The organism is Haloarcula halophila, from assembly GCF_029278565.1.
Classification (GTDB): Archaea; Halobacteriota; Halobacteria; order Halobacteriales; family Haloarculaceae; genus Haloarcula; species Haloarcula halophila.
Genome location: NZ_CP119560.1, coordinates 20,272 through 46,844, shown reverse-complemented (window position 1 = coordinate 46,844; position 26,573 = coordinate 20,272). Strand labels below are relative to the sequence as shown.

Below are 26,573 nucleotides of genomic sequence, written 5' to 3'. Positions count from 1 at the left end.
GAGGAACTTCCGCAGAGTCCCCTTTCGGTCCAAGTTGTGCCGTTGCAGTCGGGGGCTTCATCGAACTCACAGTCCTCTTTTATTACTCGCGGCGACTGTACACCTTCGCCAGCAAGAGGACCGCGGGACCGAGAGCGCTTCTCGGCTCGATCGAACGGGCGCCGCGTACCGTTTCGAGACGTGCTTACCCTCGTACGGTCGCGACCACCGAAACGTAGCTGATATCGCCGGATTCGGTAGCGGATTCGAGGGTCTCAATCGCCTCTAGGCCCGCTCGCCGCGCTCGCCCATTACGCCAAGAAGCCCTTCGTAATCGATCCGGTCCGTCACCTGGTCACGCATTTCGAGAAGGTCGTCGTGGTGGTCCGAGACCGTCTGGATCTCGAACCCGGCGGCTTCGACGCGATCGGTCAGTCGGTCGCGACCTCTCGCCCCAGTGAGACAGAGCGCCTCAGCGACGGTGTCAGGCACGTCGGGCCGGTTGCCATCGACGACGACATCCGAGAGGGCGAGTCGCCCACCGTCACCCAACACGCGGTTGGCCTCCGCCAGAGCGGCGTCGAGATCGGTGAGACAGAGGACGCATTCGGCCAGCAAGACGTTCACACTGCCACTTTTGATGGGGAGGGCCGTCGCGTCACCCTGTACGGCCCGGTCGGTGCTCGGTTCCGGGTCGATTCCGATGGCGTCCGCACCACGGTCCTGGGCCACCGAGAGCGCGTCGCCAGCGCCACACCCAACATCCAGCAGCCGCGTCTCCGGGCCGACACCCGCACGGTCGAGCAACTGCGCTGTCGCCGCCGTGCCGCCGGGATGGAGTGGTCCTTCGAGCATCGTGTCAAGCATTCCCCACGGGTTCGAGAGCGCGGCGTCGAGCAGCCCCGACATCACTCGCCCTCGCAGTCGTCTGGCACGCAGCCACCGTCCGTGGCTGTGCCGTCACCCTGATAGCCCGCAGCCGAATCGGCGGCGGGACGGTCTCCGTCGACGGCGTTTCGGCCGCCCCAGTCGTTGCGGTTCCGGAGTGCGTACTCGCCGTCCTCTGTCGTCATGTTATAGCCACAGAAGGGTACCAGGTCGCCGTCGGTCGTCGGCACCGAGATACAGCAGTTACTCAGCCGATTCACGTCGGCCGCGTCGGCGTCCATGAATCCTGTGAACGAGACGGGGACCACCTCGTCAAACAGACCCTCCACGCCGCCAGGGACGTCGACTCCACAGCAGCCGGCGGTCTTGCAGGCCCACTCCTCGCCGGCAGCGGTACCGGCCAGTAACTCCATGTAGTCGCCCTCGTCGACCATCCCCGAGAGCATATCCCAGAGCTGGTCGTCGACGTACTGCGTGAGCGGAACGAACGATTCATCGGTTCTGGTGTCGTCACAGTTGGCCTGCCCGTCCGTCTCCTCAGTGCTGCAGCCAGCGGCAGCCGTCGCGTCCGTATCTTCGGGGACGAAGGCCGTCCCGATCTGGCAGTAGGCCGAACAGCAGGGGGCGGGCAGCATATCCCGCGGGTCGAGGACGTCTATCTGCTCGGCCAGCAGCCGCGTCGCGTCGTCGATGGCGAACCGGCCGTCGTTCGAGGCGTATCGGCCGAAGTGCGCGACCGGCTGGAAGTTCACCGACCGGACGATATCACGGTTTCTGAGCGCGAACTGGACGATGTCGCCCATCTCGTGGTCGTTCACGTCGGGGACAACAGTCGGGACGAGCACGACGGGCAGGTCCGCCTCGCGGCAGGCGTCGATGGCTGCGTGTTTCTCGTCGACGAGGTCGACCTCGCGTATCCGTTCGTAGGTCTCGCTCGTCAGGCCATCGAACTGGAGATAGATGGCGGTGACGCCGGCGTCGGCGAGTTGCTGGGCGTATCCCGTTTCGGTCGCCAGCCGAATCCCGTTCGTGTTCACCTCGACGTGGTCGATGCCCCTGTTCCGGGCGCGCTCGACGAGTGCTGGGAGGTCGTCCCGGACGGTCGGTTCGCCGCCAGAGAACTGTATCGGCCGGCCACCCGCGTCCTCGACGGTGTCGAGCAATGCTTCGATTTCCTCTGTCGAGCGGTGTGCGCCGCCGGGTCCCGAACTCGCGAAGCAGTACGAACACGAGAGGTTGCAGTCGTCGGTGACCTCGACGACAGCGAGACAGGCGTGGTCGTCGTCGACCGCTAGATCGCCGCCGTCGAACTCCGGGTCCGGGCCGAAGTCGGCGGCCCAGTCCCAGTGGTCGAAGGAGCCCCAGACCTTCCGGCTGGCCGTCCCGTGGTCGGCACACTCCCGGGTCAGGAACACGCCGCCGTCCCGCTCTTCGTACTGGCCGGGGACCTGTTCGAGGCAGTCGGGACAGAGGCTCGTCGTCGCCGCGAGGGCGTCACTGTCATCCATACCCAGGGGGAGGATTGGATTTCAATAAGCGTACCGGGGTTGTGCATCGGAGCGATGGAGTGGTGTGTCGTGGCCAGTGGTGTCTCGCCGCCTTTCGCCGGTGCGCAGTCGCCCTGCCAGCCCGCGCAACCCTTTTTCGAGATGCTCCCCGAACCACGGTATGGCAGGCCAGCCTACGGCGACCGCTCGGGCGGACGACCTTGACCCGTCGCCGACCACCCTCGCCCAAGACCTGCTGGTCGCCTGCAAGCGCGGCGACCCAACACACGAATTGCGGGCTGCTCTCGCCGCGCTCGACGACGACGACCTCCGCCCGCTGCGGACGGACCGCCAAACCGCGCTCGCGTTCTGGCTCAACTGTTACAACGCCGGGACGCAGTTGCTCCTTGCCGAACAGCCTGCACTGTACGACAGTTCGTTTCGCTTCGTCCGGTTTTTCTGGGCGCCTGCGATCACGGTGGCGGGTACCTCGTTGAGTCTCGACCGCATCGAGAACGGGTTGCTCCGCGGCGGCCGCTCGCAGTACGGCCTCGGCTACCTGCCGAAACTGCTGGTCACGACCTTCGAGCACCGCCATCGGCTGCCCGACTGCGACCCCAGAATTCATTTCGCGCTGAACTGCGGGGCCGAGAGTTGCCCCGTTATCCGGGCGTACGACCCCGAGCGCATCGACGAGCAACTGGACCTGGCGACGCGGCGCTATCTGGCCTCGACTGTAGCACACGACGCCGTCGAGAACGTCGTCCGCGTCCCCCGCGTGTTCCTTTGGTTCCGCGGCGATTTCGGGGGGACGGCGGGCATCCGTGCGTTCCTTCGGGAGTACGACGCGATTCCCGACGGTGTGGCACCGAAACTCCGCCACTTACCTTGGGACTGGTCGAAAGCGGCCGGAAAGTTCGTCGAATAGAGCCATGTTGTTTAGCCCGTCCAGCCGTTACGGACTCGTATGCCAGAGCCAGTCCCGGACTTCTCGCTCACGAACGTCGCCGCCGGCCCGGACCCGTTCTCGCTCGCCGCCCTCCCGGACAGTGTCGACTTTGCCGTCCTGTTTTTCCAACGGGACCACTACTGTACGAACTGCCGAAAGCAGGTCCAGCAACTCGCCGAGCGCATCGACGACTTCCACGGACGGGACGCCGAAGTCGTCTCTATCGTTCCGGAACCGGTCGAACGCGTCGAGTCCTGGCAGGAGTCCTATGACCTCCCGTTCCCGCTGCTCGCGGACCCCGACATCGAGGCGGGGGAAGCCTACGACCAGCCCGTCCGCTTCGGTATTCTCGGCCGTTTCTCGGATTTCTTCGGCCGGATGCCGGAAATCGTCGTCGTCGACAGACGCGGAACGGAGCCGGAAATCGCCTGGGTTCACAAGGGCTCCTCGACGTTCGACAGGCCCGATATCGACGAGATTCTGGCGAAACTCGACTCGCTGAACGATTCGGACGTACCCTCGGAGATGGTCTAGTACAACTTTCTAGAAGCCGAGGGGACGAGCCGAGACCGGCAGTATTCTGCAGTCACCGAGCCAGTCAGTACGCCGGCTAACTGGTTCGCACAATACTGATTACAGTATAGCTGGTAAGTGCGCTTGATGGGGAGCGATAGTTGGCTTCTGGGGATGGTTTGTTTCGATACAGTTCCAGAGACAATCGTCGAAGACGTACTCGAGGCCTTCCTGCAAAATGGCTTCGCGACACATGCTGGTCAGGCGAAGGGCCTCGAAGCGGTCGAAGAGCGTATCTATCGGGACTCAGAAGTTGGTTCTAGGTCGGGATCATCTTCGCCCGATGGCAACGTCAAGGTGTGGTACGACGCGGACGATGGGTATACCCATTCGAATCGCAACTACACTGTCGATTTTCGGCTGAGCGACCCGGCAGATGACATCGCCCCGATAACGATCAGAGGTCCGGGCGACTGGCTGGACCACACGACACAGGACCACGACGTCCAGGCGCAAATTGAAGCGCTCGTCGACGCGTTCGAAGCCCTCACCGAAGCTATCGATCCGTGGATGGCGATCCTCGCTATCATGCCCGACGGACGGAAAGTTCCGGAAGGCAATCCGCCCGATCACGGGATCGAGAAACTCCCCTTCGTGACCGTATTCGGGGAAGAATCGTTCGACCACTTCGGCGGCCGCGAACATGTACTAGACACGCCAGTCTACGAGACACGGTTACTCGATACGGGTAGCGTCCTCGTCAGAGTCCGAGATATGCCTATCGTGAAGTTGCCACTCGATGAAGGGCCTCCAGGGTCCCCGGAGAAGCATCTGTTAGAGGGACTCTCAGCCGACGACCGGGACCGATTCGTCGACCCATTTCGTGACCTCGAGGACGGCGGCCTCGCAACGGATCCAGTAATGTGCGAGGCACACGCGCCGTTCGAGTGGGATGAGATGGACTACAAGCTGTTTCCGGATCTACCTGACCGCGATGAACACTGTCACGTAATCTGTGTCCGTCGAGAGGGTGCGAAGCTTTGGGAAGCACACAACGGGGAGTTTATTCGGCGACTCGTCGACGAAAGCGGAGAGCCGATTGGGGAGCTCCCTGAGTCTGTTCCCCCAGATCAAGAATTTATTTCTACTGCGATTCGTTCCGCTTACGAGGAGGATCCACCGATGCATATGTATCGAATGGACGCCACGGAAGAACCAAGCGTCTACGCGAGATTACGAGGTATGGACGCCGTCCCCCGAGGAGAGAGTATTTGGGAGAACCGGGACACACCGGCGGCGACCAGAGAGCAGAGCAGTCAGAACTGAGTGACTGGCTACCGACGAGAGGCAGGCGGATGCGATAGATTAGACGACAGCGCAAATCTCGCTCTTGTGCAAAGCTGCGGAAGCACGACGGCCGTCGATGAGCAGTCCCTTCTCCAAAGTACTGTGAGGAGGCCGGTATCGCCAGAAACACGTCCGTAGTAAAATACACGACGAGGGACGCTACGGCATCTTTCCACAGTTCTACACAAGAGCGACAAGGGTCCCCACGAGCTGAGGGGTGGTATCATCCAAAGCCGGGAAGAAAGCCCACGACGTCAATCATGGTAACAAACCACGAGCGTCGGAGTGGACGGAGACTTCAGCTTGCACCTGGGTACAAGTGGCTGCCACTGGTAGATTCACCGGCAGCCGATGGATGCTCTACTCGCTGCGAAAGGTGCGCCCGTCGGGCTGGCGTGTGGCGACGCGTTAAGTTGCCCCGTAGAGTTCCAGTCACCCGCGCAAATCACTGACCAGTACGGGACGCTCACCGAGGTGGTCGGATATGGAACTCATGGCACAGCAGTTGTGAACTCGCTTGAGGCGACCGCAGGTATCGAAGTTGATGCCCAATAATCGCCGACCGGGCCACACCACAATTGCCGAAGCTCCCAACAAGATGCCGTCAGCGCTACCGAGATAATTCAGTCATCCGGGTCGACCGGCCCTTTATATTTGGATGTCACCGTATCACCTTCTCGCCACTGCCAGTAGTAGTAACGGTTGTCGTTGATCTCCTTGATCGTGATCGTCGCCTTCGACGGGACGTCGTCCGGAAGGTCGTCCGGTCGCTCGTCGATTTCTTCGCCCGCCGACTCCTCCTCGAGACGGGCTTCGCGAGCTTTGTGCTCTGCCAGCTCCTCGGCGTAGCGTGCGACGTGCCGGAGCCGGTCCGGCGAGTAGCCGTTGAGTGTGTTGACGACAGCTGTCGGGAGTTCCGCCGGCGGTGTCGGGGGCTCGTCGGACATTGGCGGTCGCCTCGTGTTAACCAACAGTGGGCGTATCGGCATAGGTTTGTTGGTTAATACGGTCCGCTCTTACCCAAAGCTGCGGAAAGACCGTATCGTTACACTGAGCCGGCGCTAATGTGGCGATATGTCTTCTGCTCAGCCAGCTTTCGGGGCGATGTTTCGAGAGCCGATCGAGCTGGGCGTTGTCGAGATCAACACGAAGCCGCTCGATGCGGGCATCGAGTGGCGACTCAAGGAATTCAGAACTATCGGATCGCGGGGGAACAATACGCGTATATTCCGAAATGTGACGATAAAATCGTCAATGATATCAGAATATCTGCCAAGATATATACATAAATTCACATATAGAAGTGAGTATGGCCAGTAACCGGTCGTCTCGGCAAGTTATAACGACGGATCGTCAAGGTTCACGTATACACTCTTTGTCCGGCGGTAGTGGTCTAGTGCCTCTAGTCCAAGGTCCTTGCCGAAGCCGGACTGTTTGAACCCGCCGTAGGGTGCTTCGGGCAGGATCGGTCCGTACTCGTTGACATACACCAGCCCGGCATCAAGATCGTCTGCCGTCTGATGGACGCGCGAGGTACGCTCGGTACCGATCCCAGCAGCAAGCCCGTACTTGGTGTCGTTTGCGAGCGAGATCGCCTCATCGTAGTCAGCAAACGTGTTGATTGTCTGGACTGGGCCGAAAATTTCCTCCTGTGCAATAGTCATGTCGTTTGATACGTCACCGAAAACAGTAGGTTCGACGTACCAGCCGTCAGCCAGCGCGGGATCGTCCGGCCGTCCACCACCACACAGCAGTGTTGCTTCTTCTCGGCCGGTCTCAATGTAGTCGGTGACTGTCCGAAACTGGTCCTCCGAGGTGAGTGGCCCCATCGTGGTTGCCTCATCCAGAGGGTCCCCGAGGACGTACGATTCTGCCTTCTCGACGAACCGTTCGGTGAACTCGTCGACGATAGACTCGTGGACCAGTGCCCGGGACAACGCATCACAGATCTCGCCAGTGCTGTAAAATATCCCGTCAGCGACTGCGTCAACAACTTTGTCGAGGTCAGCATCAGGGAACACAATAAACGGTGACTTGCCGCCGAGTTCGAGCGTAACAGGCGCGACACGGTCCGCCGCCGCCTGCATCACACCACTGCCGACGTCGGTACTTCCAGTGAAGGAAACCTTCCGTACGTCGTCGTGCTCTGCAAGTGACTGCCCCGCTGTACTCCCACTACCTGTAATGACATTAAGCACCCCATCCGGGAAAATATCGGCCGAGAGCTGCGCGGCCCGGATCGTTGATAACGGTGTCTCACTGGAGGGTTTCAGCACACAGGCGTTCCCAGCGGCCAGGGCTGGTCCGAGTTTCCACGCTGCCGCCCAAAGTGGGTAGTTCCACGGCACGATTTGACCCACGACGCCGTAGGGCTCGTGTTTCATGTAGAGGTGGAGGTCGGTGGCAGCGGGCGCCTCGCTGCCCCGCTGTGCACGACAGACTGACGCGTAATACTCCAGCGTATCGATGGCCCCCTCTATCTCACCCTGGGCCTGTGAGATTGGTTTTCCACAGTCCAGACACTCAAGCAGTGTGAGTTCTTCGAGATGATCTTCGAGCGTGTCGGCCCACTCGAACAGCAGCGAGGACCGGTCGCGTGGGACCGTCGACTCCCACGTCCTGTCGAACGCGTCCCAGGCCGCAGTCACTGCCGCATCTACCTCGGTCGCCGTGCAGTCAGGCACAGTGAGCATCTGTTCGTCGATTACCGGGTCGTAGACTGCAACGGTATCGTCGGTCGTGTGTGTCTCGCCATCGATCCACGCCCCGAACTTAGCACCGGCTCGCACCTCATCGTGTTTTGAGACGTGATCACGGTAGAGATCGCTACGGTCGGGAGGTTGGCTGCCCATATCGTGTGATCGAATGAGTCGGAGTAAAAAGTACCGGCTAGTGTCCAGACAGCGTGTTTCAATTCCTCACTTGGGTACTGTATGCTCTTGCTTGTTCCAGTACATTAATATTTGATGGGACAGAAATTGGCATGAATGCGACAAGAAAGCCCTTGCTGCGTCCGCAGTGCAGCGTGTCTCAACCGCTTGGAAACCACAGGGGAGCGCCGATACCGATGAACGAGCACACCCTTTCGTTCCCGATTTGGGTCGAGTTCGGTAACGGCAAAAGTGACCGGACAGGGGATGTGATCGACTCTCAAGGGTGGGACAGTGCGCTGGTCGTGACCGACCAGGGGATCCGTGAGGCCGGCATCCTGGACGGAGTGCTTTCATCGCTGGAGGCTTCGGGAATCGAATACGATGTGTTTGACGAGGTCGAACCCAACCCGACAGTGTCGATGGTGTCAGCAGCCGTCGAGGTCCTGACCACTGGCGGTCACGACGTAGTCGTAGCCGTCGGCGGGGGAAGCGTCATCGACACGGCGAAATGTGCGACCCTGATGACGACTAACGAGGGAGACTTGGAGGAGTACGAGGTCAGTACACCCGAGGAGGTCACAGCCGGCAACATCGACAACCACACCCATCCTCTGGTGACTATCCCAACGACGGCTGGCACAGGCAGTGAGGTCGACTACTGGGCCGTAATCACGTCCGAAGAGCGGGAGTTTAAGATGGCGATCGGCCAGCCGCCGCTGTACCCGAACGGCCCGTACCTGGGCGCGGAAATTTCGCTCGTGGACCCGGAGTTGACCGCCTCGCTGCCGCCACGCCAGACGGCTGCGACGGGCTTTGACGCGTTCTCGCACGCACTGGAAAACCACGTCGCAGCGGGGGCGCCGGAACTGGTCAAGCCATACACGCGTCACGTGATGGGGCTCGTGCCGGAGTATCTCCCGGAAGCCTACGAGACCGGTGAGATGGAAGCCCGTGAGCAGATGCTGTTTGGCTCCCACATGGCGGGGTTCTGCGAAAACTTCGCCGGCTTCGGGGCGATTCACTCGCTGGCAGAGGTGACAGGTGGGATGTATCCCGGCATCCCCCACGGCGAGGCGATCGCTGTGTTCACGCCGCCGGTGATGCGGTACAACCTTGCGGAGTATCCCACGCGGTACGCCGAGGTCGCGGATGCGATGGGGGTCGACGTATCCGGACTCTCGGACACCGAGGCCGCCCATGCGGCTGTCGACGCTGTCGAGGCGCTCATCGATGAAGTCGACCTGCCCTCGACACTTTCAGAGGTGGGTGTCGAGGAATCGGACCTCCGGACCATCGCCGAGAAGTCACTCGACACGATCGAGATACACGACAATCCTCGGGCGGCCGATGCCGATGATCTCTACGAGATAGCCCAGGACGCGTACTGACAGAGCCGCTGTGCCAGCCCTGGAACGATCCAGGGCGGCGGTATCTCCCCTTCGACCAGCGGTGGCGTCACTCTCATTTGTATCAAACCAGCCGTACCCCTTTGGAGACGCGTGCAGTCAATGTGAGGACGAACGTCGCCGCTCACCTGGGTTGAGCGAGCTTGGCTTCGAGTTCCGAAACGACATCAACCAACGCGTTCGGTATCTCCTCTTCGAGCACCATCCCATCCACACGGTAGGTCGGGCCCGAGACACTGAGTGCGCCGATCACCTGGTCGCCAGGGCCGTGTACGGCCTTCCCGACACTTCGCATCCCCTCAGTGTAACCTTGGTTGTCGATGGCGTACCCGCGATCCTGAATCGTCGCAAGTTCGTCATACAACTGCTCGCGGCCGGTAATCGTGTACTCTGTTCGAGCGGGGAGGCCCCACCGGTCGATAATCGCATCGACCCGGTCCCGTGGATACGTCGCCAGGATGGCCAACCCGGACGCAGTCGCGTGCATCCGGTAGTACGACCCCGTCCGCGCACGGTAATCCTTCGACCCACCACCCCGCCCCGAATCGTCGTATTTGGCCCATTTGTGGTAGGATTCGGCGATAGTGATGATCCGGCCTCGGTCCGGCGCCACGAAGTCACACTCCTCCTCTGTCCGCTCTGTCAGGGTTCCGATCGCTTCGTCGATATACAGTGACCCGGGCCACCGACTCCGGGCTTCTTCGCCGAGATTCAGACATTTCAATCCGACGTGGTAGGTCTCTCCGCGTTTGGTCAACAAGCCGTTTGCCTGGAGCGTCTCCAGATGTTTGTGTGCCGTACTCTTGGCGACGTCCAGCTCTGACTGTATCTCCCGGAGTCTAGTCCCGCCCGTCTCCGCCACGATATCGAGAATTTGCAGCGATAGCTGGGTCGTTTCGACGGTGTACTGTTCGTCTGTTTCGGTCATAGGTAACGCCAGTGCCCGAACCAATATAAGAGTACGGTAGAACGAAACTCACTGGGCCTGACTACCCACCGAACTTCCCTTGTGTCACTCTGTGACATGACAACGCTCTAGAGTTCGACTGAGCGAAACAAGATAGCGGGATGCCCGCATTGAATAACAGACGTACGGCTATTATTTTGACGAACACCCTGTATAGACATATCAACCACGGACACTGGTAACGAAGGAATGGGTCGGGCGATTGATGTCGCGTTTTAAAAGTTTGATTCAGCGAAACAGTTCAGGCTGGGAGCAGAGGTCCGTACACGTCTTCCAGTCTGTGAACCCAGTTTCGTGCCCCGTGAGTGCGTTCACGAATATCGATGCACCAGCGGCCGCAGAATGCCACTGATTGGCTTTTGAGAAAGACACCACTCGAAGGCCATCATCGGCGAGTTGAGCAGCGCAGAAAAAACGGCGATATCACTCTGTTTCAGTGATAGTTTCCACGGTAGCTTCCCGGCCTGCTCAGGACTGTGACCCCTGTTCTACCTGCTGCTCTTCGGCGACATCGTGTGAGTGATAGACGCAGTCACCGGTCTGCTGGTCGAACAGGTGTAGCTTGTTCGGGTCAGCGACCAACTCTATCCGCTCCCCCTTTTCGACCTCGTAATGTGGGTCTACCTGCACAGTGATCTCTTGGCCTGCGAGCATTCCGTACACGAGTTTCACGTCACCCAGTGGCTCGGTCATATCCACCTCAAGCGTGATTGGTTCCCTCGGGCTGTGGTCGAACGTATCGACCGGGTACAGGTCCTCCGGCCGGACGCCAAGCGTGTACCGGCCCGACTCGACCTGCGGGGCACCACCGAGTGCGACCTCGAAACTCGTCGCTTCGCCGGTCTCACCTGTTGCCAGCCGCTGGGTGTTGGATGTCCGGATGTCGACGGGCAGAAAGTTCATCTGTGGACTCCCGATGAACTCGCCGACGAATCTGTTGGTTGGCCGGTCGTAGAGCTCCTGTGGCGGGTCGATCTGCTGGAGCTCGCCGTCGTCGAGAACGGCCACACGGTCACCGAGGGTCATTGCCTCGGTCTGGTCGTGGGTGACATACACCGACGTGGTCTGGACTTTGTCGTGGAGTGCGGCCAGTTCGGAGCGCATCTCGACACGGAGCTTCGCGTCCAGATTCGACAGCGGTTCGTCCAACAGCAGGACGTCGGGGTCACGCACGAGGGCGCGTCCGATCGCCACGCGCTGTCGCTCACCACCTGAGAGCTGGTTGGGTTTGCGGTCCAGATACGCCGAGATCCCGAGCGTCTCGGCCGCCTCTTCGACCCGTTGGTCGATCTCGTCCTGTGTGTAGTCGCCGGCCGAGTTCATGCCGAAGCTCATGTTCCGCGCGACGCTCATGTGAGGGTAGAGCGCGTAGTTCTGGAACACCATCGCGACGTTACGGTCCTTGGGTTCTAGGTCGTTCATGACGGTTCCGTCGAACCGGAGTTCACCGGAAGTGATGTCCTCTAACCCGGCAATCATCCGAAGGGTGGTGCTCTTGCCACACCCACTGGGCCCGACGATGACCAGGAACTCGCCGGGCTGGATCGCCACATCGAGATCAGTGACAGCAGTGACATCGCCGTACTGTTTACCGATACCATCGAGCGTAATCGGGGTCGCGTCTGTGTTTGAGGTCATAGGTTCGTGTGTCTCGGTGATTACTTGGTCTGCATACTGACTGTGTCAAGCAGCGGTTCCCGCAGGGCAAGCATGAGCACCATCGGAATCAGCAACGTAATGACTGCGCCAGCCATGATAAGTCCCCAGAGTGCTTCGCCGGCGGTCGGGTTGAGCTGTGCGAGGCCGACCTGGAGCACCTGCTTTGACTGGTCGTTGATGATTATCAGCGGCCACAGGTACTGGTTCCACCCCCAAATGAAGGCGATGGTGAACAGTCCCGCGATCATGCTTTTCGACATCGGTATCAACACGTAAACCAGGAATTTCAGCGGGCCGACCCCGTCGATCTTCGCACTCTCGACCATCGAATCCGATATCGAGCGGAAATGCTGTCTGAGCAGAAGCACCGATGTTGCGCTCGCGAAATACGGGACGACGAGTCCCAGCATCGAATTCTCCCAGTTGAGCGAGACCATGATTTCGTACATCGGAACGATACGGACCGGCACAGGGAGCGCTAAGGTGAATAGGATGAACAGCAGAATAAGCCGCTTGAACGGGAGGTCGTAGTACACCAGCGCGAGTGCCGCGAGCAGCGCGATGCCCACTTTCCCGACGGCAATCGCCAGCGCCATAATCAGGGAGTTGACCAGATAGGTCGCGAAGTTGGCTTCGAAAAGGACCCGCTGGTAGTTGCTCAGTCCCTCCGACCCGATTCCGGCGAGCGTGCTGCTACTTATCTCTGTACTCGGTTGCGTGCTCATCAGCACGGTCATGATGACCGGCAACGCCAGGACGACCAGCGATCCGATCAGGCTCAGGTGCAGGGCGGGCTGTTGACGGAGCCGTTGTTTGACCACGCTGAGGTCTATCAGCTGACCGGCCTGCTGTGTCGTCTGGCCCTGTTCGCTCGCCATCTCAGGTCCCCCCGTAATGCGCAAACCGGTCTGAGAGGTACAGCTGTCCGGCAGTGAGCAGCCCGATAATCGCGAACAGCACGAGTGATTTCGCCGACGCAAGCCCGATGACGCTGTTGTTGTACGTCATCCAGATGTCGTATATCAGGATATTTAGTGTGTTACTCGGCCCGCCCGAAATCTCCTGAATCACCGGGAACGGCAGGAAGAACGCGTTCACCGTGTTGACGATAGCGAGAAACGCAAGCGTCGGGGAGATCATCGGAATGTACACCTTGGTGACCAATTGGAAGCTCCCAACCCCGTCAATCCGGGCGGTTTCGTTGATCGACTCGGGAATCCCACTCAGTGCCGCCATCATGAAGATCACGTTGTATCCGATCATTTTCCACATTGTTGCCCCAGTCGCGAATATCCAGGCCCACAGCGGGTTCGTCGTGAAGTCGAACGCAAACTGGATTCCGACGGCTTGTGTCGCGACCGTGAGCGCCTCTTTAAACAGGCCGACAGTCGGATTGAACAGGACGTCCATGATGTTGGCAGTCACGGCGAACGAGAGCGCGTACGTAAAGATCGCAGCGACAAGGTAGATCGTTTGCCCAGCCGACACGCGGTAGATGAGATAGGAGAGGTACAGTCCGATGAGCATCGACCCGGCGACGACGATGAACGCGAATACGAAGCTCATCAATACAGAATACTGAAACGAACCGCTCGTCGCGAGCGTCGTGAAGTGGTCCCAGCCGTTCGGGATCTTCTGTACGCCCCCGATGGTGCGGACACGACTCAGTTGAATCGTCTTCCAGGCCGGCCAATAAAAGAACGCGAGGCTCACGACGAGCGTTGGTAGCAACAACAGGACACCTTGAATCCGGTTGCGGTACACCTGCATATGTTAGCCCTCAACCAAGCCAACCATTATAAAATGCATTACTCTATCCAACTACACGGACTCAGTACGAGACCCGTTCGTACGAGCCGAGGAGTTCATCAGCCTCACTTTTCATGTCAGCCAGCGCCTGGCTGACATCTTTTCCTTGCCACATCCGGTCAGTCTGATCGATGATCAGGTCCGTTGTCCGGGGAAGCGTGCCCATGAAGATTCCCTGGGTCGCAGGCGCAGCTTCCCACTGCTGAAGCTGATTGAACGCGGTGTCGTAGAGCGGATTATCGGCAAAGAATCCCTCGTCTTCGAGTTGGGTGATTGACTCCTTGTGCGACGGGAAGTAGCCGGTGTTTTTGAAATACAGCGCCTGCTGTTCCGGTCCTGTCATACTCCGGAGGAACTTTCGGATTGCATCGCGTTTGGCATTGCTCCGGTCTTTGTCCGTCACCCAGACAGCAGCGCCACCGGTGCTGTGACCGCCGTGCTCCATGTTCGGTGTCGGCAGTCGGCCAACGCCGACATCAATCCCCTGGTCACGGAACCCTCCGAGGAGGTACGCTAGCCCACCGGATGAGTTCATATGCATCGACGCTGTTCCTTCCCTGAACGCCGTTTCGGACGCCCCCCAGTCGTTTTTGCCGGGATAGTGATAGAGGTCCGCCATGTCGTTGATCCACCAGTCGAACATCGTCTCCGCGGCGTCACTGGCCAGGAATGTCTTAGTCGGCGCACCCTCCACACCGTTCTCTTTGTTACAGAACAGTTGTTGCTGTTCCGAGAGCCAACTCATCGTCCACCAGGCAATGTTTGGCCAGCTGATCCCCTTCTCAGCAACGCCTTGATCAACAATCTGCTGTGAGTACTCCTTGACCTGTTGGAAGGTCTGTGGCGGTGACTCCGGATCGAGGCCGGCCTCTCTGAAGTGGTTCTTGTTGTAGTACAGGAGGATCTGGGAGTTGTTGAACGGGAGCGACCAGAGTTTGCCTTCCAGTTGACTCCAGCCGATTGCCGGCCCGATGTACTGGCTCGTGTCGAGGTCGGGCATGACGTCTCCGATGGGTTTGAAATAGCCTGTGTCACGGGCGATGACCGTACTGTTCTTGCCGAGGTGCGCGATGTCCGGGGCGTTGCCGGCCTTGGCAGCGGAGAACACGGCTTTCTGCGCCTCACCGTAGGATCCCTGTGCCGACATCTCGACAGTGATATCGTGGTTCGATTCAAACCGGTTGATCATCTCGTTGAACGTCTCCTCGTAGTAGCTTCCCCACGCGGGCCAGAACTGGATTATCGTTGTTCCGCCCGTCGTTCCACCGGTTGAGGTCCCGGTGTCGGTGCTACTTGATCCGTCACCACTCGATTCGTCACCACTTGATCCGTCACTGCTATCCCCGCTACAACCTGCCAACCCGACGATGGTTGCGGCGCCCACTCCTTTGATAAAGCTTCGACGATAGCTATCTCTTGTCATGCATTTATCTTCCAGTGTCGCATGATTATTAAACTTTTATTATATTTGAGCGGGTCGTTTTAGTTAGGCGTGAAAAGTGAGGCCGGAGAACTAATTACTCCCCTCGATGAACTGTTCCGTCGAGATTGCTAATAGCACTGGTGTACGTCGTCCAGAGTCCCTCATCTCGAATGGTGACACGTCAGCAGAAACCGTTTCTGGCGAAATCGCAGGCCTTCCTCTGCCGTAGGGGTCGCGGCGGCCCCGTGTTACTCCGATAGCTCTGCCTGTCATGTCAATTGGAGACTGACAACCACACCACCGATTCCGATCAGCGATAGGTAGAGTGACTTTCGCACTACCGGCGCTACCAGTGAACGGTTGATACTCGTTGCAAACCCGATTTTCACGAGGATACTGGAGAGGGTTCCGGCCAGCACACCCTGTGCCGCTACTGTCGGCGCTATCTGACCAGTTGACGTCAGCGTCACTGCAGTCGTTGTTGTCGTGCCGCTCGAAACGATGCCGCTGAGGAAGCTCGTAAGCAGGAAGCCGGCTGTTCCGAAGATGCGCTGTGCGCCAGCGGTGAGAATCAAGACGGCAAGAAAGAGCACGCCGAACTTCAGCGCATTCGCGCTGCTAAACGGCGAGTCGAAGTCCAGTTCGAGATCACCCTCCCAGTCGCTATCGTAATATGCGAGTCCGACGCCACTGATGGCGATCAGACCGAGCGGCAGTCCAACGCTGACAGCCGATTCGGGGACGAATGCGACGATGATCGCTAAGTTCCGGACGGCCATCGCTGCATCAGCTATTAGTATCGTTCCCACTGCTAGCTCTGTGATTCCCACGTTGTTCTTCGCACGGCCCGCGATTTCACCGATTACGGCGGTGGAGTTCACCAAACCGCCGAAAAAGCCAGTGACAGCGATCCCCTTACTGCCGTATCGTTGCATCACGATATAGTTGACAAACCCGATCCCACTGACTGCGATCACCAGCATCCAGACCAGTTTCGGATCAATCGCATCCCACGGTCCGTACGTTCCGCCAGGCAGGAGCGGATACACGACAAACGAGATGATCGCAAACTCACCGGCACTACGTACTTCCTCTCGCGATAACTGGTTCGCAAACCCGTGTAGCTCCCTCCGAAGGACTAGTAGGAACGACGACGTTATGCCGATGATGACGCCGATCAGGACGTGATTGGCTCCGACTAGAATCCCGACCGCGTACGCGACGAGGAGTGATGTCGACGTTGTCAGGGATAAGCCAGAGTCACCATCGTCGCCGGTCCACTGTGCGACTATACCCCGAATCCCGAGCAACCCCCCTTGTACGAGAACCAGTGCTCCTCCAGCAGCGAGGAGGATCGTCTCGTTGAGCGACATTGCGGCAGCCCCGACCAGGCTGGTCAGGGTAAACGTGCGGATGCCCGCCGACTTGTTGGCCCACTCTCGTTCGAGTCCGAGCAGCATCCCCAGTGCACCTGCAATAAAAAGGTTCAGTATCTCAGGATCGACTTTTATCGCCTCTATACCTCCGAAAACAGCCGTGTTCGCGATTGCACTCAGTACAGTCATCTTAGCTTACAAGCGGTTGTTCCGTCATTTTTATATATCCTATATACTACTACATTCTGTATTTAGACCAATATACTGATGGGTAATAGATGTTGGCCCTGAGGGTGGGGTCGCGTTAAGTTGAAGGATGAGGTGGACGGGATCAGAGTGTCTATGACCATCCCAGTGGACTATCGTGTGGCTCGAATTGTCGTTTGTGGAGCGTCGACGGACTCCTGAGTGGGCGATTCGAGTGGGCATTCGGTATCATATATAATATACATCACTTAAGTATGTAAATCAGTTTTTCGATAGGTTGGGCATCCCAACGCAGTCGTGTCTCGATCCACGAGTAGGTTCACTAGACCGATCTCAACGGTGACTGCGGATCAGTTCGCGGTCGACGAAAAGATGATCGGCCTCCATAGGCAGAAATTTTGGCTGTACGGCGCTGTTGATCCCAAAACGAACAAAATCCAGTGTCAGCCTCTTTCCGACGGTGACGAAACAGAGACACGGTGAGTTCTGCCGAACTCCACCATCGAGATCAGCTTGACGACGTGCTATTTCTTGTCGACGGTGCTGATTATCCCGGTCCAGTTCTGGCTGGAGATGACTCCGATTTCAGACGCTCACACATGGAAATTGGACTGCTATCAAACGTATATTCTGAAAAACAGAACAACAAACTTCCTCATTTACGAATAGTTTCAGCCATGTCGAGCTAGAGACAGCTCAAGAGTGGCTCGAAGCCTTCGTCTATCATAATTCACGCCAAATTTAACGCGATGGTTGTATCCATCCGGGAGAGCCTCGTTGAGGGTGAGGAGTCACCGTTACAATTCCGGTACTCTCTTTCCGTATTCAGATCCCCCGCTGCCAGAGAAAATCCGAAGCGCTTTGCCACCTATGCGCTCGCAGTCTCGCAGATTTCGAATAGTTCTCGGGGTGAAGAAATGATCCTATTCTGCTTGACCCGGTCATCTTTATCGCGCTATTTTGCCCTCTCTGGGAGGCGGAGACGATCTTGACACGACCGAATCGCTCCAATCCTTCAGTAGTATCGACAGCGAGGTAAACCTCAGTCCTCGGTCAGTACAGGGAGTTAGTACATCAGTTCGATTTTGACGCTGGAGACGCCGAACTGGCTGTGCAGTAGGCTGGCGGACAGTAGGTTGTTACAAACCACCAAGCTCGTGACTGCTACCACACTAGTAAGGAAGCACTCCGATTACGATACACCAGTTACTTCTTTCCGTGACCTCAGTTTCGCCCGATCGTGACAGACAATCACCGCTCCCTACTGTTCTTCTTGTTGAGGACGACCCAGATGTGCGGGAAATATACGAACTCTATCTTCAGCAGACATACAATGTGCAGACAGCAGCGAACGGTGCTATCGCACTCGGACTGATTACCGACGAGATTGACCTCGTTTTGAGCGACCGGCGAATGCCCGAGATGTCTGGGGACGAACTTTACACCCGGATACAAGAGCACGCTATCGAGGTCCCGTTCGTAATGGTCTCGGCAGTTGACGCCGAAGAGTCAGTACCGGACGGTCTTGATGACTATCTCACTAAGCCGATTGCCCGCAGCGACCTGACTGCCTGTATCAACCGACACATCTCGGCCCCGGTTGTCGCGAGGGACTGACCGACTCACAATTATAACCGCCGACAGTACCGACCGCCGCCGGGTCAGTCAGACCCAGCCAGGAGAGCGTCCACACCGGACAGTCGGTCATCCGCTTGATGACAGTGGGGGTCGTCCGCTCCGCCGTAGTCGCCGCTCGGACTCGTTGAGGACCGGGCGGACAACCAGAAGATAGCACGCTCGGAGCGCGTCGACGGTCAGCCCGGTATGGTTCAGAGGTCTGAGATACAGGCGGAACCGCTCGTCGGACCGACGGGCGGCGTGGCCGAGTTCTGCGATCGCCCGTTCGAGCCCTCGTCCTCGACCACCCTCCGGATGCGTGGGTGTCGACGCCGGTCCCTCGTTTTTTCCCGGGCGATGGCCAGCAGAAGGTAGACGCGGTCCTCGCCGAACTCACAGGACTCGACCAGCGGCTCGATGTCGGCGGTCAGGAACGGACTCATCGCTGCGTAACAATAGGGATATCCCAGCCACGTGGACTCGTCTCACGTCGGTCGACCCCCGGAGCGGCCGGTCACTCCGGCCGGGAAGCCGTCGCCGGAGTCTCCGTCACGGTGCCCACGCCCGAGAAGACAAAGCGGGTGCCGGCGTCCGTCACACGGGCCTGGCCCGTCCAGCCGTGCCCGGAGACGACGCGTTCGATGATGAGCAGGCCGAGCCCACGGCGGCCGTCGCCGTACTCGCCGCCGAACAACGAGTCCGCAACGTCGGCGGGCAACCCCGGACCCGTGTCCTCGACGGCGAAGCCGTCGTCGGTTCCCTCGACGGTCACCCGGGTCCCCGGGCCGCAGTGTTCGTCGACGTTCCTGAACAGGTTCTCGAAGAGGTGGCGGAGACGAGAGGCGTCCGCCCGGATCGATCTGTCGTCGACGATCTCCAGGGTCGCGGTGTCGGGGTCGATCGTGTTCCAGGCACTGCGAGCGACCTCCGAGAGCCGGACCGACTCCCGCTCGCCGACGTCGATGCCCTCCCGGGCGAGCGACAGCGTCTCGGTGATCATCTCATCCATTCGATCGAGCGAATCGAGGGCCGTCTCGAGATACTCCGATTCCGGTTCCGAGACCGTCTCGGACGCCAGTTCCGTGTACCCGTACGCACTGGTCAACGGGTTCCGCAGGTCGTGTGCCAAAACACCCGCAAACTCGTCTAACCGCTCGTTCTGTGCGTCCAGAGCCCGGTAGTGACGTTCCCGTTCGATCTCGTGGCCGATCCAGCGGGTCAGCAGTTCGACGAACCGCTGCTCGTCCCCGTCGAAGGACCGATCACGGGGTTGTTCCCCCGAGAAACACAACGTCCCGTAGATCTCGCCGTCGACGGTGATCGGCGCCCCGATGTAACACTGGAGGCCGGTCACTTCGCGCGCGATGTCGTCCGCGTAGGCCGACGACCCCGCGTCGGCGATCATCAGTAGTTCCTCGTCGTCGACGACGTGCCGGCACCAGGTGGTGTCCAGGTCGTGGACCGATCCGGCGGAGTAATCGCCGCTCTCGATCGTCGAGCCGACGACCTCGTACTCGCCGTCCCCGGTGAACGAGAGTACCCCGTAGTCGACGTCGAGCCGGTCTCGACCGACGGCGATCGCCCGTTCGATCTTCTCGTCTAGCGTCGCCGACGAGTCCGCCCCGAGCTCGTAGAGATCCCGGAAGTAGTTCCGTACCTCCTGTTCGGACATAACCCGTCTTCACGGCCGAGTCACTAATCGTCCCGGGTCGAGAAGCCGGTCCGCTCCATGGCCCCCCAAGTGTCCACGCCCCTGAGGTACTCGAACAGTCCCTGCCACGCGACGATGGTCTTCCACTGCCGGTAGCCGAAGTTCTCCAGGACGCCGTACCAGAGCAGCCGGAGCACCTGCCACGGGCTATCGTAGCGGTTGAAACTCCAGACCTCACTGAAGACGCCGAACCACGAGAGGAAGATCCCGAATCCGGTCGTCAACAGGAAGAAGGCGAGGAAGAACTCGACGTTCAGGAAGCCGAAGTACCAGGCGAGGGGCAACAGGACGTAGCCGATCCCCTCGATCAGCGGGCCGACCGTCTCCGCCATCACGAAGAAGGGCATGACGAACCAGCCGACGCGCCCGTATCGTGGGTTGCCGACCATCCGCCGATGGGTGACGACAGTCTCGACCATCCCCCGGTACCACCGTCGGCGCTGTCGGCCCAGGACCCGGCGTGTCGAGGGGACCTCCGTCCACGCGACTGGTTCCGGGACGAAGTCGACGGTGTACTCCCGGTCGGTCTCCTTGAGATGGCGGTGGAGCCGGACGACGATGTCGAAGTCCTCGGTGATCGTGTCGTGGCGGTAGCCGCCGATCTCACGGACCGTCTCGGTCTGAAACAGCCCGAACGCGCCCGAAATAAGGATGAGGCCGTTGAGCCGGTTGAGCCCCAGTCGGCCCGAGTAGAAGGCCCGGAGGTACTCCATCACCTGCAGTCCGGCGAGCCCGGTTTTGGGCAACGACACGTCCTTGACGACCCCGTCCTCGATCCGGCAGTTGTTCGCGACGCGGATCACGCCGCCCGAGGCGACCGCCGTCGTCGGCGCCTCCAGGAAGGGCCTGACCAGCGACAGCAGCGCCTCCCGGTCGATGACCGTATCCGAGTCGACCGCACAGAACAGCGGCATCTCGGTGAGCCAGAGACCGGCGTTGAGCGCGTCGCTTTTCCCGCCATTGTCCTTGTCGACGACGAGCAACTCCTCGTAGATCCGCGAGCGGTAGACGCCGTGGATCTCCTCGGCAGGGACCTCGAAGGGGATGTCGGCGTCGACTGGTTCCAGATCGAAGTGCTCGACCAGGCGCTCGACGGTCGCGTCGGTCGAGCCGTCGTTGACGACGACGACCTCGATCTCCGGGTAGTTCAGCGACAGCATCGACTGGACGCTCTCGACGATCGTCGCCTCCTCGTTGTACGCCGGGAGGACGATCCCGATCCCAGGGTAAAACGGCGACGTGAACTCCCGGAAGGGGGGGTCCCACTCGGACTCGCGGACGTCGTCGCGAAGCTCCAGCAGCGCCAGGACGTGCAACAGTAGATAGCCGGCGTTGATGGCGGCGTAGTAGCCGACGACGAACACGCCAAACACCAGCAGCGCCGTCCCCACGACGTGTTCCGGCGAGTGCATCCTACCCACGCACCGTCCCGGCGGTCACGCGACCGGCGATGCGGTCGTACTCCGAGTGTTCGAAGCTCCAGTCCCAGGCGGGCCCCAACACCGCCGCCGTGTCGTGGTCGACGTGGTCCCGGCGGCCGACCAGCGCCGTCGTCCCGAGTGTCAGCGCCCGGGGGTCGGTCTCCTCGACGAGCGCGAACAGGAGGACGGTGATCGCTTCCCGGTCGCCCCACGAGGCGAGCATCTCGTACACCGCCGCGCGAACGCGGGGCGAGGGATCGTCGGTCGCCCGTTCGAGGAATAGCTGGTCGCGGAGCGATGCCCGCCAGCCGAAACTACCCAGTGTGTCAGCGGCCGCCGCCCGGATCGCCTCGTTTTCGGTCTCCAGGGCGGCGGTCACCCACTCTAAGCTCCGGTCGCCGACGCTGGTCTCCAACTGCGAACAGACCGCCAGTACCTGTGCGAGCAGCGGCTCGGGCCAGTCGCGATAGTGGCTGCTCGCGCGGGCCAACAGCGGCTCCGGGTCGCTACGTGCGACACGGTAGAGGGTGTCCTGACCGAATACGCTGAACTGCTCGTTCGCGCCGTCGAGCAGGAGTGATACCCCCGTCTCCGCGTCGGGGAGCCGGTCACACGCCTGCAAAAGTGTAACCGCCGCGGCCCGCTCACGCGGGGTCTCGGGCTCGAACGAGGACTCGACGTACGGCTCCGGCCGCCGGAGCAGTGTCAGCCACGTCAGCGCGTGGAGCCGTCGGTACTCGTTCCCGCTCCCGAGCCGGCGTCGAGCCCGGTCGGGAATCCCGAGGGCGTCGCCCAACTCTCTGAGCCGGTCGGCATCGCTGCCGTCGAGTTCCCGGAGGTGTTCGTCGAGCAGGGATTCGAGGACGCGCCGTTCGGTGCGTGAACAGTCCGCGACGAGTGCTTCCCAGTCCGGGTCCTGACTGAACAGCCGGCTCAGTAGTTCCTCGCGCAAGTCCGGTTTGACCCGCTCGCGCTGGGTGTCCTGTACCGAGTGGTACACCGAGAGCCCAACCGTCAGAAACATCGAAACCGCCAGCGCAAGCGCGATCACGAGTGCCAGCATGACCACGACGACAGTCAACGGGACCGTGTAGCCGAACGCGACCACGTCGCCCGTCTGGAGCACGACCGGCTCAACCATCCATCTGCCTCCGGACTCTGGCGACGAGCTCCGCGCTCCGGAACGGTTTCGTCACGTAGTCGTCGACGCCCGCGTCGAATCCTTCGAGGACGTGTTCCTCCCGGCCACGGGAAGTGAGCATCACGATCGGCAGGTCCGTCGGGACCGCGAGTTCTCCCTTGCGGACCATCCGGGCCAACCGCGTTCCGTCGAGGCGGGGCATCATCACGTCCATCACGACGAGGTCAGGCCGGTAGTCGGTCCCCAACAGGTCGGCCGCTTCGCGGCCGTCCTCGCAGGTCCGCACGTCGTAGCCCGCCGCTTCGAGCCGGTGGGAGACGAGCCGCCTGATCGTTTCGTCGTCGTCGACGACGAGTATCTCACCCGGCATCTATGCACTCATTATTAGCCCGTCGACAAAAAGACAGTCATGCCGACGGGCTCTTGTGGCTCTGTGGCTCCCGGTTGGAGCGTGTATGGACCGTCGTCGCGTGCTTCACGTCCGAGCGCACCTCCAGCACAACGACCAGTTTTCCTGGAGAGAGCTGGCACCGTGAATACGGGGTCGACGGGGCAAATCGAATCCACAGAGACGGAGTCACTAGACAGTTCTCACAGAGCTGATTTCAGCACTGTGGGATGAACCAGTTGTTCCGTGGGTATGCGTGTTTAACAAAAAGAGGTATCCCTCCGCTGACGGTATTCGAGCGTATGGATGCCCTCCAACATCTGTACCGTAGACTTGACAACCGAGTACGGGGTCTCTCGCGGCTCTCGTACGCTCTGCTCGTCGGCCTCATCTCCGCGGTGGCCGTATTCGCTGTCAGAAGCTTGCTGCCGGGGAATGGAAGTTTCGGCCCGATCGCGATGGGCGTCTCAATGACTGTCGTCTACTACGCGCTCGACCCGAACAACACAACCTGACGCAACTCGCACTCACTGTACTGACCGTCGGTCTGCTCGGTCGAGCATGCTGAGATAATCACGACCAGGTATTCTATTCCAACTGAGAGCTGCCACCTCTGATTGGCTTGGGCCCGCAAGCACAATACGACGATACGGACCGAAAAGACAGAATCCAGAGAATTGATTTCAGCACTGTTGGGATGAACCACCTTCTCAGTGTGGCTGCGTATTTGTCACTGATCGATATCGATATCAGTGAACTCAAATCGGGCTCCACCATCAATCCCCTCGACGATCTTAACCTTCCAGCCGTGGGCCTCTGCGATCCGTTTGACGATTGTCAACCCAAACCCGGTTCCGCCACTTGCCGAGGTATGCCCAGCATCAAACACTGCCTCACGGGCGTCTTCCGGAATCCCTGAACCAGTGTCTTCGACGTAAATTCCGTGTGTATCGATTTGGCCGACTCGGACAGTCACGTCCGTCCCGCCGTGTTCAATTGCGTTCCGAAAGAGGTTCTCGAATATGTGTTGGAGTCGACCCGGATCACCAGTGATCATGACTTTGTCTTCAATCTCGATGGTAGCCTCATCTGATCGTACGTTCTTCCAGCACTTTCCGACTAAATTGACTAAATCTATCGGCTCTTGATCTGAGACAACTTGGCCCTGTCTGGCAAGTGTGAGCGTATCAGCGATGATTTCTTCCATCCGGTCAAGTGATCTGCTGATGGGAGGGAGATGGTCGCTGTCGCAGTCGTTTGCGAGGAGTTCTGACCGACCCTGTGCGACACTGAGTGGATTCCGCAGATCGTGTGACACTACGCTTGCGAACTCGTCAAGTTGCTCCTTTTGGCTCTGGAGCTGTCGCTCCTGTTTGACCCGCTCTGTGATGTTCCGTGTGATACCGATAATCTGGGTCACTTCGCCGTTGGTAAGAACTGGTGTGAGAACCGTTTGCCAAAACCGTGCGCCCGTCTCGACTGGAACCTCCTCCTCATACGAGATCGGTTCCTGAGTTCGGGCACACCGATGATAGTTTGCTTGGAGGTCTGTCCCGAGGTCTTCACCGAACACGTCGGTTGGAGTCTTTCCCCGGACTTCATCGGTCGAAATCTCGGTTTGTTCCTCGTAGGCACGGTTCAAACGTTCAAAGCGGAACACGTACTTCGCATCCGCTGACTCGACGTTTATGAAGAAAATACTGTCATCGACGTTCTCAAGGAGTGTTTTGTACTCTTTGGCAAGCGCCTGATGTTGGTGTTCCTTCCGTTTTCGCTTGGAGATGTCACGGCTATTCACGAGGATTCCATTGATATCAGGATCGTCGAGTCGGTTTTGTAGTGTCGCCTCGATCCAACACCACGAGCCATCGGCACGACGAAACCGTGTCTCGATTATCTGGGTGTCGTCGGGATTTGTCTGGATTCTCTCAATGGCGTCGGCAACAGCGTCACGGTCGTCCGGATGCTGATATTCGTAGCCGACCTCACCGACTAGTTCCTCTGGCTCATATCCGAGCATCCGGGTGACCGAGGGACTCACATACGTAATCGTCCCGTCTGAATCGATAATCGTCGCAATATCGGAGAACTCTTCGACAAGCTTTCGATGCAATCCCTCTGCCATATGAGTGGTATGACTGGACGAGATATAAACAGGGCCCTCAAATCCAGAAAACAACTCCGATGAGTATAACCTCTGAAGTAATCGACATTAGAACTGATTGCCGGCCAATGGTGTTTAGCCGGTCGCATCTACTTGCATGCTGGGAGAAGCACGACTAATTCCCTGGAGAGACCTGCCAACTCTGAGTAGGTGAGACGTATGAGTAAAAGTTGACTACATAGACACAGAGCCAACGGACAGTTCCTAAAGAGTTGATTTTGGATTTTTGGACCGGCCAGCTACTCATAGTGATTCGTGTATCGATTGTGCCAGCTTCAAGAGCTGTTCCGGTAGTCGTGCAAGATCCAGGGCACATAGTCAGCGCGAAAGAACCCAGTCATCAACCCTCACAGTATACTGGCGTCAGATTCGTAGTTACTCTGGAGCTTTGCTCTCAGCTAGCAGGGACGATATGATGAGTCGCCTGATTCCACGTCGGAGGAGACCACCCGCTGCAGGTTGCGAGATATCCAACTCAGCGGCGACTTCGTCGAGTGTTGCGTTCCGTGGTTCTTCGAAATACCCTGTTTCGAGTGCGACGAGGAGTGCTTCCCGTTGGCTATCGGTCAATCCAGCGTCCGTATTTCCTAAACTCGCGTATTCGTTCACGCGAAGTAACTCGATGTCAATGTCGTTCTCTTGGGCGTAGTCCCAGATCTGATGCAGGTCTGCTCGTTCTGTCAGCCAGATTGTGAACAGCCAAGCGCTTCCATTATTTTTCTTATTGAGGATAACACCATTCGCGTCTGAAATCACCGGTGAGAAAAGTATCCCTTCGCCACTGTATTCGACGCAATATATCGCCTCCTGATCTCTGGTTTCGATGACCCGTTCGAATTCAGCAACGGTATTATCATTCCGTAATCCCTCTTCGAGCAGGTGGAAGTCGGACGATTCGATGTAGTAATAGAAGGTTCTAGATGTTGGGTCAGTTCCCGCCTCTGAGACCGACATCACTTTCGAACTTTGGTCGTACGTGACCGACTTCGTACACACTATGTCGGGATGCTCGACCCGTATGTCGGCTTTAATATCGGTCATTGGTTTTAATTTGCCATTTTATTGTCTAGCTGCGAACCTATTTCCCGATACGTAACGGTAACTTATGTTATTGTTCTGGTAGCCGGGATTGTCGCAGTGTTAGTCTGGTCCGACAAGTAAGGTGGTGATTTCCGCTGTCGTCTAGGGGAAGCGACCGAACAAGTCCTGGCATTCCTAACGATGCTGTTGACCGATTGTGATAGGCCG

General features: G+C 59.1%; 24 protein-coding genes and 2 pseudogenes. 9 read left to right on the top strand and 17 right to left on the bottom strand.

Annotation, left to right across the window (positions count from 1 at the left end; all coding sequences use genetic code 11):
- Window positions 1-264 precede the first annotated feature (264 nt).
- Window positions 265-888: a class I SAM-dependent methyltransferase gene (locus P0204_RS16250; protein WP_276223716.1), complete on the bottom strand. Its 624-nt coding sequence runs from the start codon at window positions 886-888 to the stop codon at window positions 265-267.
- Entirely contained in the window at window positions 888-2,375 is a 1,488-nt protein-coding gene (locus P0204_RS16245) for a radical SAM protein (protein ID WP_276223714.1), read from the bottom strand. The genes P0204_RS16250 and P0204_RS16245 overlap by 1 nt, the downstream gene beginning before the upstream one ends.
- Before the next feature lie 160 nt (window positions 2,376-2,535).
- Here P0204_RS16245 and P0204_RS16240 point away from each other — a divergent pair, with 160 nt between their 5' ends.
- The 4 genes from P0204_RS16240 to P0204_RS20990 all read left to right on the top strand — a co-directional run bounded on the left by P0204_RS16240 (window position 2,536) and on the right by P0204_RS20990 (window position 5,718).
- Window positions 2,536-3,282, top strand: a complete 747-nt coding sequence (locus tag P0204_RS16240; protein WP_276223684.1) for a DUF547 domain-containing protein — start codon at window positions 2,536-2,538, stop codon at window positions 3,280-3,282.
- 39 nt (window positions 3,283-3,321) lie between these two features.
- On the top strand, window positions 3,322-3,837 hold the full coding sequence (locus P0204_RS16235) for a peroxiredoxin family protein (RefSeq protein WP_276223683.1): 516 nt from the start codon (window positions 3,322-3,324) through the stop codon (window positions 3,835-3,837).
- Window positions 3,838-3,963: 126 nt separating this feature from the next.
- Window positions 3,964-5,142: a hypothetical protein gene (locus tag P0204_RS16230; protein ID WP_276223681.1), complete on the top strand. Its 1,179-nt coding sequence runs from the start codon at window positions 3,964-3,966 to the stop codon at window positions 5,140-5,142.
- A gap of 372 nt (window positions 5,143-5,514) precedes the next feature.
- A complete protein-coding gene (locus P0204_RS20990) occupies window positions 5,515-5,718 on the top strand; it encodes an ADP-ribosylglycohydrolase family protein (protein WP_336406474.1) in 204 nt (67 codons plus the stop codon).
- A gap of 68 nt (window positions 5,719-5,786) precedes the next feature.
- Here the strand turns inward: P0204_RS20990 and P0204_RS16225 are convergent, their stop codons facing one another.
- Window positions 5,787-6,110, bottom strand: a complete 324-nt coding sequence (locus P0204_RS16225; RefSeq protein ID WP_276223679.1) for a DUF6788 family protein — start codon at window positions 6,108-6,110, stop codon at window positions 5,787-5,789.
- A 127-nt stretch (window positions 6,111-6,237) separates the two neighbouring features.
- Here P0204_RS16225 and P0204_RS16220 point away from each other — a divergent pair.
- Window positions 6,238-6,354, top strand: a pseudogene (locus P0204_RS16220) (IS1595 family transposase); the annotation flags it as partial.
- A 146-nt stretch (window positions 6,355-6,500) separates the two neighbouring features.
- Here the strand turns inward: P0204_RS16220 and P0204_RS16215 are convergent.
- Entirely contained in the window at window positions 6,501-8,015 is a 1,515-nt protein-coding gene (locus P0204_RS16215) for an aldehyde dehydrogenase family protein (RefSeq protein WP_276223678.1), read from the bottom strand.
- Window positions 8,016-8,230: 215 nt separating this feature from the next.
- Here P0204_RS16215 and P0204_RS16210 point away from each other — a divergent pair, with 215 nt between their 5' ends.
- Window positions 8,231-9,424 carry an iron-containing alcohol dehydrogenase gene (locus tag P0204_RS16210; RefSeq protein ID WP_276223677.1) on the top strand — a complete coding sequence of 398 codons (1,194 nt, stop codon included), beginning with the start codon at window positions 8,231-8,233 and terminating at the stop codon, window positions 9,422-9,424.
- Window positions 9,425-9,566: 142 nt separating this feature from the next.
- Here P0204_RS16210 and P0204_RS16205 read toward each other — a convergent pair whose 3' ends face one another.
- The 6 genes from P0204_RS16205 to P0204_RS16180 all read right to left on the bottom strand — a co-directional run bounded on the left by P0204_RS16205 (window position 9,567) and on the right by P0204_RS16180 (window position 16,865).
- Complete coding sequence (locus P0204_RS16205) at window positions 9,567-10,370, bottom strand: IclR family transcriptional regulator (RefSeq protein ID WP_276223676.1); 804 nt, start codon at window positions 10,368-10,370, stop codon at window positions 9,567-9,569.
- Between the two features lie 507 nt (window positions 10,371-10,877).
- Window positions 10,878-12,047 (bottom strand): ABC transporter ATP-binding protein, encoded by a 1,170-nt coding sequence (locus P0204_RS16200; protein ID WP_276223713.1) that lies wholly within the window; start codon window positions 12,045-12,047, stop codon window positions 10,878-10,880.
- 20 nt (window positions 12,048-12,067) lie between these two features.
- Window positions 12,068-12,946, bottom strand: a complete 879-nt coding sequence (locus P0204_RS16195; protein WP_276223711.1) for a carbohydrate ABC transporter permease — start codon at window positions 12,944-12,946, stop codon at window positions 12,068-12,070.
- A 1-nt stretch (window position 12,947) separates the two neighbouring features.
- Window positions 12,948-13,838, bottom strand: coding sequence for a carbohydrate ABC transporter permease (locus P0204_RS16190; RefSeq protein ID WP_276223709.1), 891 nt, complete (start codon window positions 13,836-13,838; stop codon window positions 12,948-12,950).
- Between the two features lie 61 nt (window positions 13,839-13,899).
- Window positions 13,900-15,261 carry an ABC transporter substrate-binding protein gene (locus P0204_RS16185; RefSeq protein WP_276223673.1) on the bottom strand — a complete coding sequence of 454 codons (1,362 nt, stop codon included), beginning with the start codon at window positions 15,259-15,261 and terminating at the stop codon, window positions 13,900-13,902.
- 308 nt (window positions 15,262-15,569) lie between these two features.
- Entirely contained in the window at window positions 15,570-16,865 is a 1,296-nt protein-coding gene (locus tag P0204_RS16180) for an MgtC/SapB family protein (RefSeq protein ID WP_276223671.1), read from the bottom strand.
- A gap of 172 nt (window positions 16,866-17,037) precedes the next feature.
- On the opposite strand from P0204_RS16180, the pseudogene P0204_RS21155 reads away from it, so the two are divergent.
- Window positions 17,038-17,628: pseudogene (locus tag P0204_RS21155) on the top strand (IS6 family transposase).
- Window positions 17,629-18,101: 473 nt separating this feature from the next.
- On the top strand, window positions 18,102-18,500 hold the full coding sequence (locus tag P0204_RS16175) for a response regulator transcription factor (RefSeq protein WP_276223669.1): 399 nt from the start codon (window positions 18,102-18,104) through the stop codon (window positions 18,498-18,500).
- Between the two features lie 212 nt (window positions 18,501-18,712).
- Here the strand turns inward: P0204_RS16175 and P0204_RS16170 are convergent, their stop codons facing one another.
- The 5 genes from P0204_RS16170 to P0204_RS16150 all read right to left on the bottom strand — a co-directional run bounded on the left by P0204_RS16170 (window position 18,713) and on the right by P0204_RS16150 (window position 23,143).
- Window positions 18,713-18,943 carry a hypothetical protein gene (locus P0204_RS16170; protein WP_276223667.1) on the bottom strand — a complete coding sequence of 77 codons (231 nt, stop codon included), beginning with the start codon at window positions 18,941-18,943 and terminating at the stop codon, window positions 18,713-18,715.
- 71 nt (window positions 18,944-19,014) lie between these two features.
- On the bottom strand, window positions 19,015-20,172 hold the full coding sequence (locus tag P0204_RS16165) for a sensor histidine kinase (RefSeq protein ID WP_276223707.1): 1,158 nt from the start codon (window positions 20,170-20,172) through the stop codon (window positions 19,015-19,017).
- Between the two features lie 23 nt (window positions 20,173-20,195).
- Window positions 20,196-21,623, bottom strand: a complete 1,428-nt coding sequence (locus P0204_RS16160) for a glycosyltransferase family 2 protein (protein WP_276223705.1) — start codon at window positions 21,621-21,623, stop codon at window positions 20,196-20,198.
- Between the two features lies 1 nt (window position 21,624).
- Entirely contained in the window at window positions 21,625-22,773 is a 1,149-nt protein-coding gene (locus P0204_RS16155; RefSeq protein WP_276223663.1) for a HEAT repeat domain-containing protein, read from the bottom strand.
- Window positions 22,766-23,143: a response regulator transcription factor gene (locus P0204_RS16150; RefSeq protein WP_276223661.1), complete on the bottom strand. Its 378-nt coding sequence runs from the start codon at window positions 23,141-23,143 to the stop codon at window positions 22,766-22,768. The genes P0204_RS16155 and P0204_RS16150 overlap by 8 nt, the downstream gene beginning before the upstream one ends.
- A gap of 320 nt (window positions 23,144-23,463) precedes the next feature.
- On the opposite strand from P0204_RS16150, the gene P0204_RS16145 reads away from it, so the two are divergent.
- The gene (locus tag P0204_RS16145) at window positions 23,464-23,676 is read left to right on the top strand and encodes a hypothetical protein (RefSeq protein ID WP_276223659.1); all 213 of its coding nucleotides are present in this window, start codon (window positions 23,464-23,466) and stop codon (window positions 23,674-23,676) included.
- A gap of 215 nt (window positions 23,677-23,891) precedes the next feature.
- On the opposite strand, the gene P0204_RS16140 is transcribed toward P0204_RS16145, so the two are convergent.
- Both P0204_RS16140 and P0204_RS16135 read right to left on the bottom strand, forming a co-directional pair.
- Entirely contained in the window at window positions 23,892-25,286 is a 1,395-nt protein-coding gene (locus P0204_RS16140; protein ID WP_276223657.1) for a PAS domain-containing sensor histidine kinase, read from the bottom strand.
- A gap of 414 nt (window positions 25,287-25,700) precedes the next feature.
- Complete coding sequence (locus P0204_RS16135; protein WP_276223656.1) at window positions 25,701-26,366, bottom strand: helix-turn-helix domain-containing protein; 666 nt, start codon at window positions 26,364-26,366, stop codon at window positions 25,701-25,703.
- Window positions 26,367-26,573 lie beyond the last annotated feature (207 nt).

Bases quoted from the DNA above. Each gene is read 5' to 3' on its own strand.
- P0204_RS16195 (WP_276223711.1), bottom strand. From the start codon at position 12,946: ATGGCGAGCGAACAGGGCCAGACGACACAGCAGGCCGGTCAGCTGATA.
- P0204_RS16165 (WP_276223707.1), bottom strand. From the start codon at position 20,172: ATGTCCGAACAGGAGGTACGGAACTACTTCCGGGATCTCTACGAGCTC.
- P0204_RS20990 (WP_336406474.1), top strand. From the start codon at position 5,515: ATGGATGCTCTACTCGCTGCGAAAGGTGCGCCCGTCGGGCTGGCGTGT.
- P0204_RS16150 (WP_276223661.1), bottom strand. From the start codon at position 23,143: ATGCCGGGTGAGATACTCGTCGTCGACGACGACGAAACGATCAGGCGG.
- P0204_RS16135 (WP_276223656.1), bottom strand. From the start codon at position 26,366: ATGACCGATATTAAAGCCGACATACGGGTCGAGCATCCCGACATAGTG.
- P0204_RS16140 (WP_276223657.1), bottom strand. From the start codon at position 25,286: ATGGCAGAGGGATTGCATCGAAAGCTTGTCGAAGAGTTCTCCGATATT.
- P0204_RS16215 (WP_276223678.1), bottom strand. From the start codon at position 8,015: ATGGGCAGCCAACCTCCCGACCGTAGCGATCTCTACCGTGATCACGTC.
- P0204_RS16200 (WP_276223713.1), bottom strand. From the start codon at position 12,047: ATGACCTCAAACACAGACGCGACCCCGATTACGCTCGATGGTATCGGT.
- P0204_RS16180 (WP_276223671.1), bottom strand. From the start codon at position 16,865: ATGACTGTACTGAGTGCAATCGCGAACACGGCTGTTTTCGGAGGTATA.
- P0204_RS16245 (WP_276223714.1), bottom strand. From the start codon at position 2,375: ATGGATGACAGTGACGCCCTCGCGGCGACGACGAGCCTCTGTCCCGAC.
- P0204_RS16170 (WP_276223667.1), bottom strand. From the start codon at position 18,943: ATGAGTCCGTTCCTGACCGCCGACATCGAGCCGCTGGTCGAGTCCTGT.
- P0204_RS16240 (WP_276223684.1), top strand. From the start codon at position 2,536: ATGGCAGGCCAGCCTACGGCGACCGCTCGGGCGGACGACCTTGACCCG.
- P0204_RS16225 (WP_276223679.1), bottom strand. From the start codon at position 6,110: ATGTCCGACGAGCCCCCGACACCGCCGGCGGAACTCCCGACAGCTGTC.
- P0204_RS16230 (WP_276223681.1), top strand. From the start codon at position 3,964: ATGGGGAGCGATAGTTGGCTTCTGGGGATGGTTTGTTTCGATACAGTT.
- P0204_RS16145 (WP_276223659.1), top strand. From the start codon at position 23,464: ATGGATGCCCTCCAACATCTGTACCGTAGACTTGACAACCGAGTACGG.
- P0204_RS16235 (WP_276223683.1), top strand. From the start codon at position 3,322: ATGCCAGAGCCAGTCCCGGACTTCTCGCTCACGAACGTCGCCGCCGGC.
- P0204_RS16155 (WP_276223663.1), bottom strand. From the start codon at position 22,773: ATGGTTGAGCCGGTCGTGCTCCAGACGGGCGACGTGGTCGCGTTCGGC.
- P0204_RS16250 (WP_276223716.1), bottom strand. From the start codon at position 888: ATGTCGGGGCTGCTCGACGCCGCGCTCTCGAACCCGTGGGGAATGCTT.
- P0204_RS16190 (WP_276223709.1), bottom strand. From the start codon at position 13,838: ATGCAGGTGTACCGCAACCGGATTCAAGGTGTCCTGTTGTTGCTACCA.
- P0204_RS16210 (WP_276223677.1), top strand. From the start codon at position 8,231: ATGAACGAGCACACCCTTTCGTTCCCGATTTGGGTCGAGTTCGGTAAC.
- P0204_RS16160 (WP_276223705.1), bottom strand. From the start codon at position 21,623: ATGCACTCGCCGGAACACGTCGTGGGGACGGCGCTGCTGGTGTTTGGC.
- P0204_RS16205 (WP_276223676.1), bottom strand. From the start codon at position 10,370: ATGACCGAAACAGACGAACAGTACACCGTCGAAACGACCCAGCTATCG.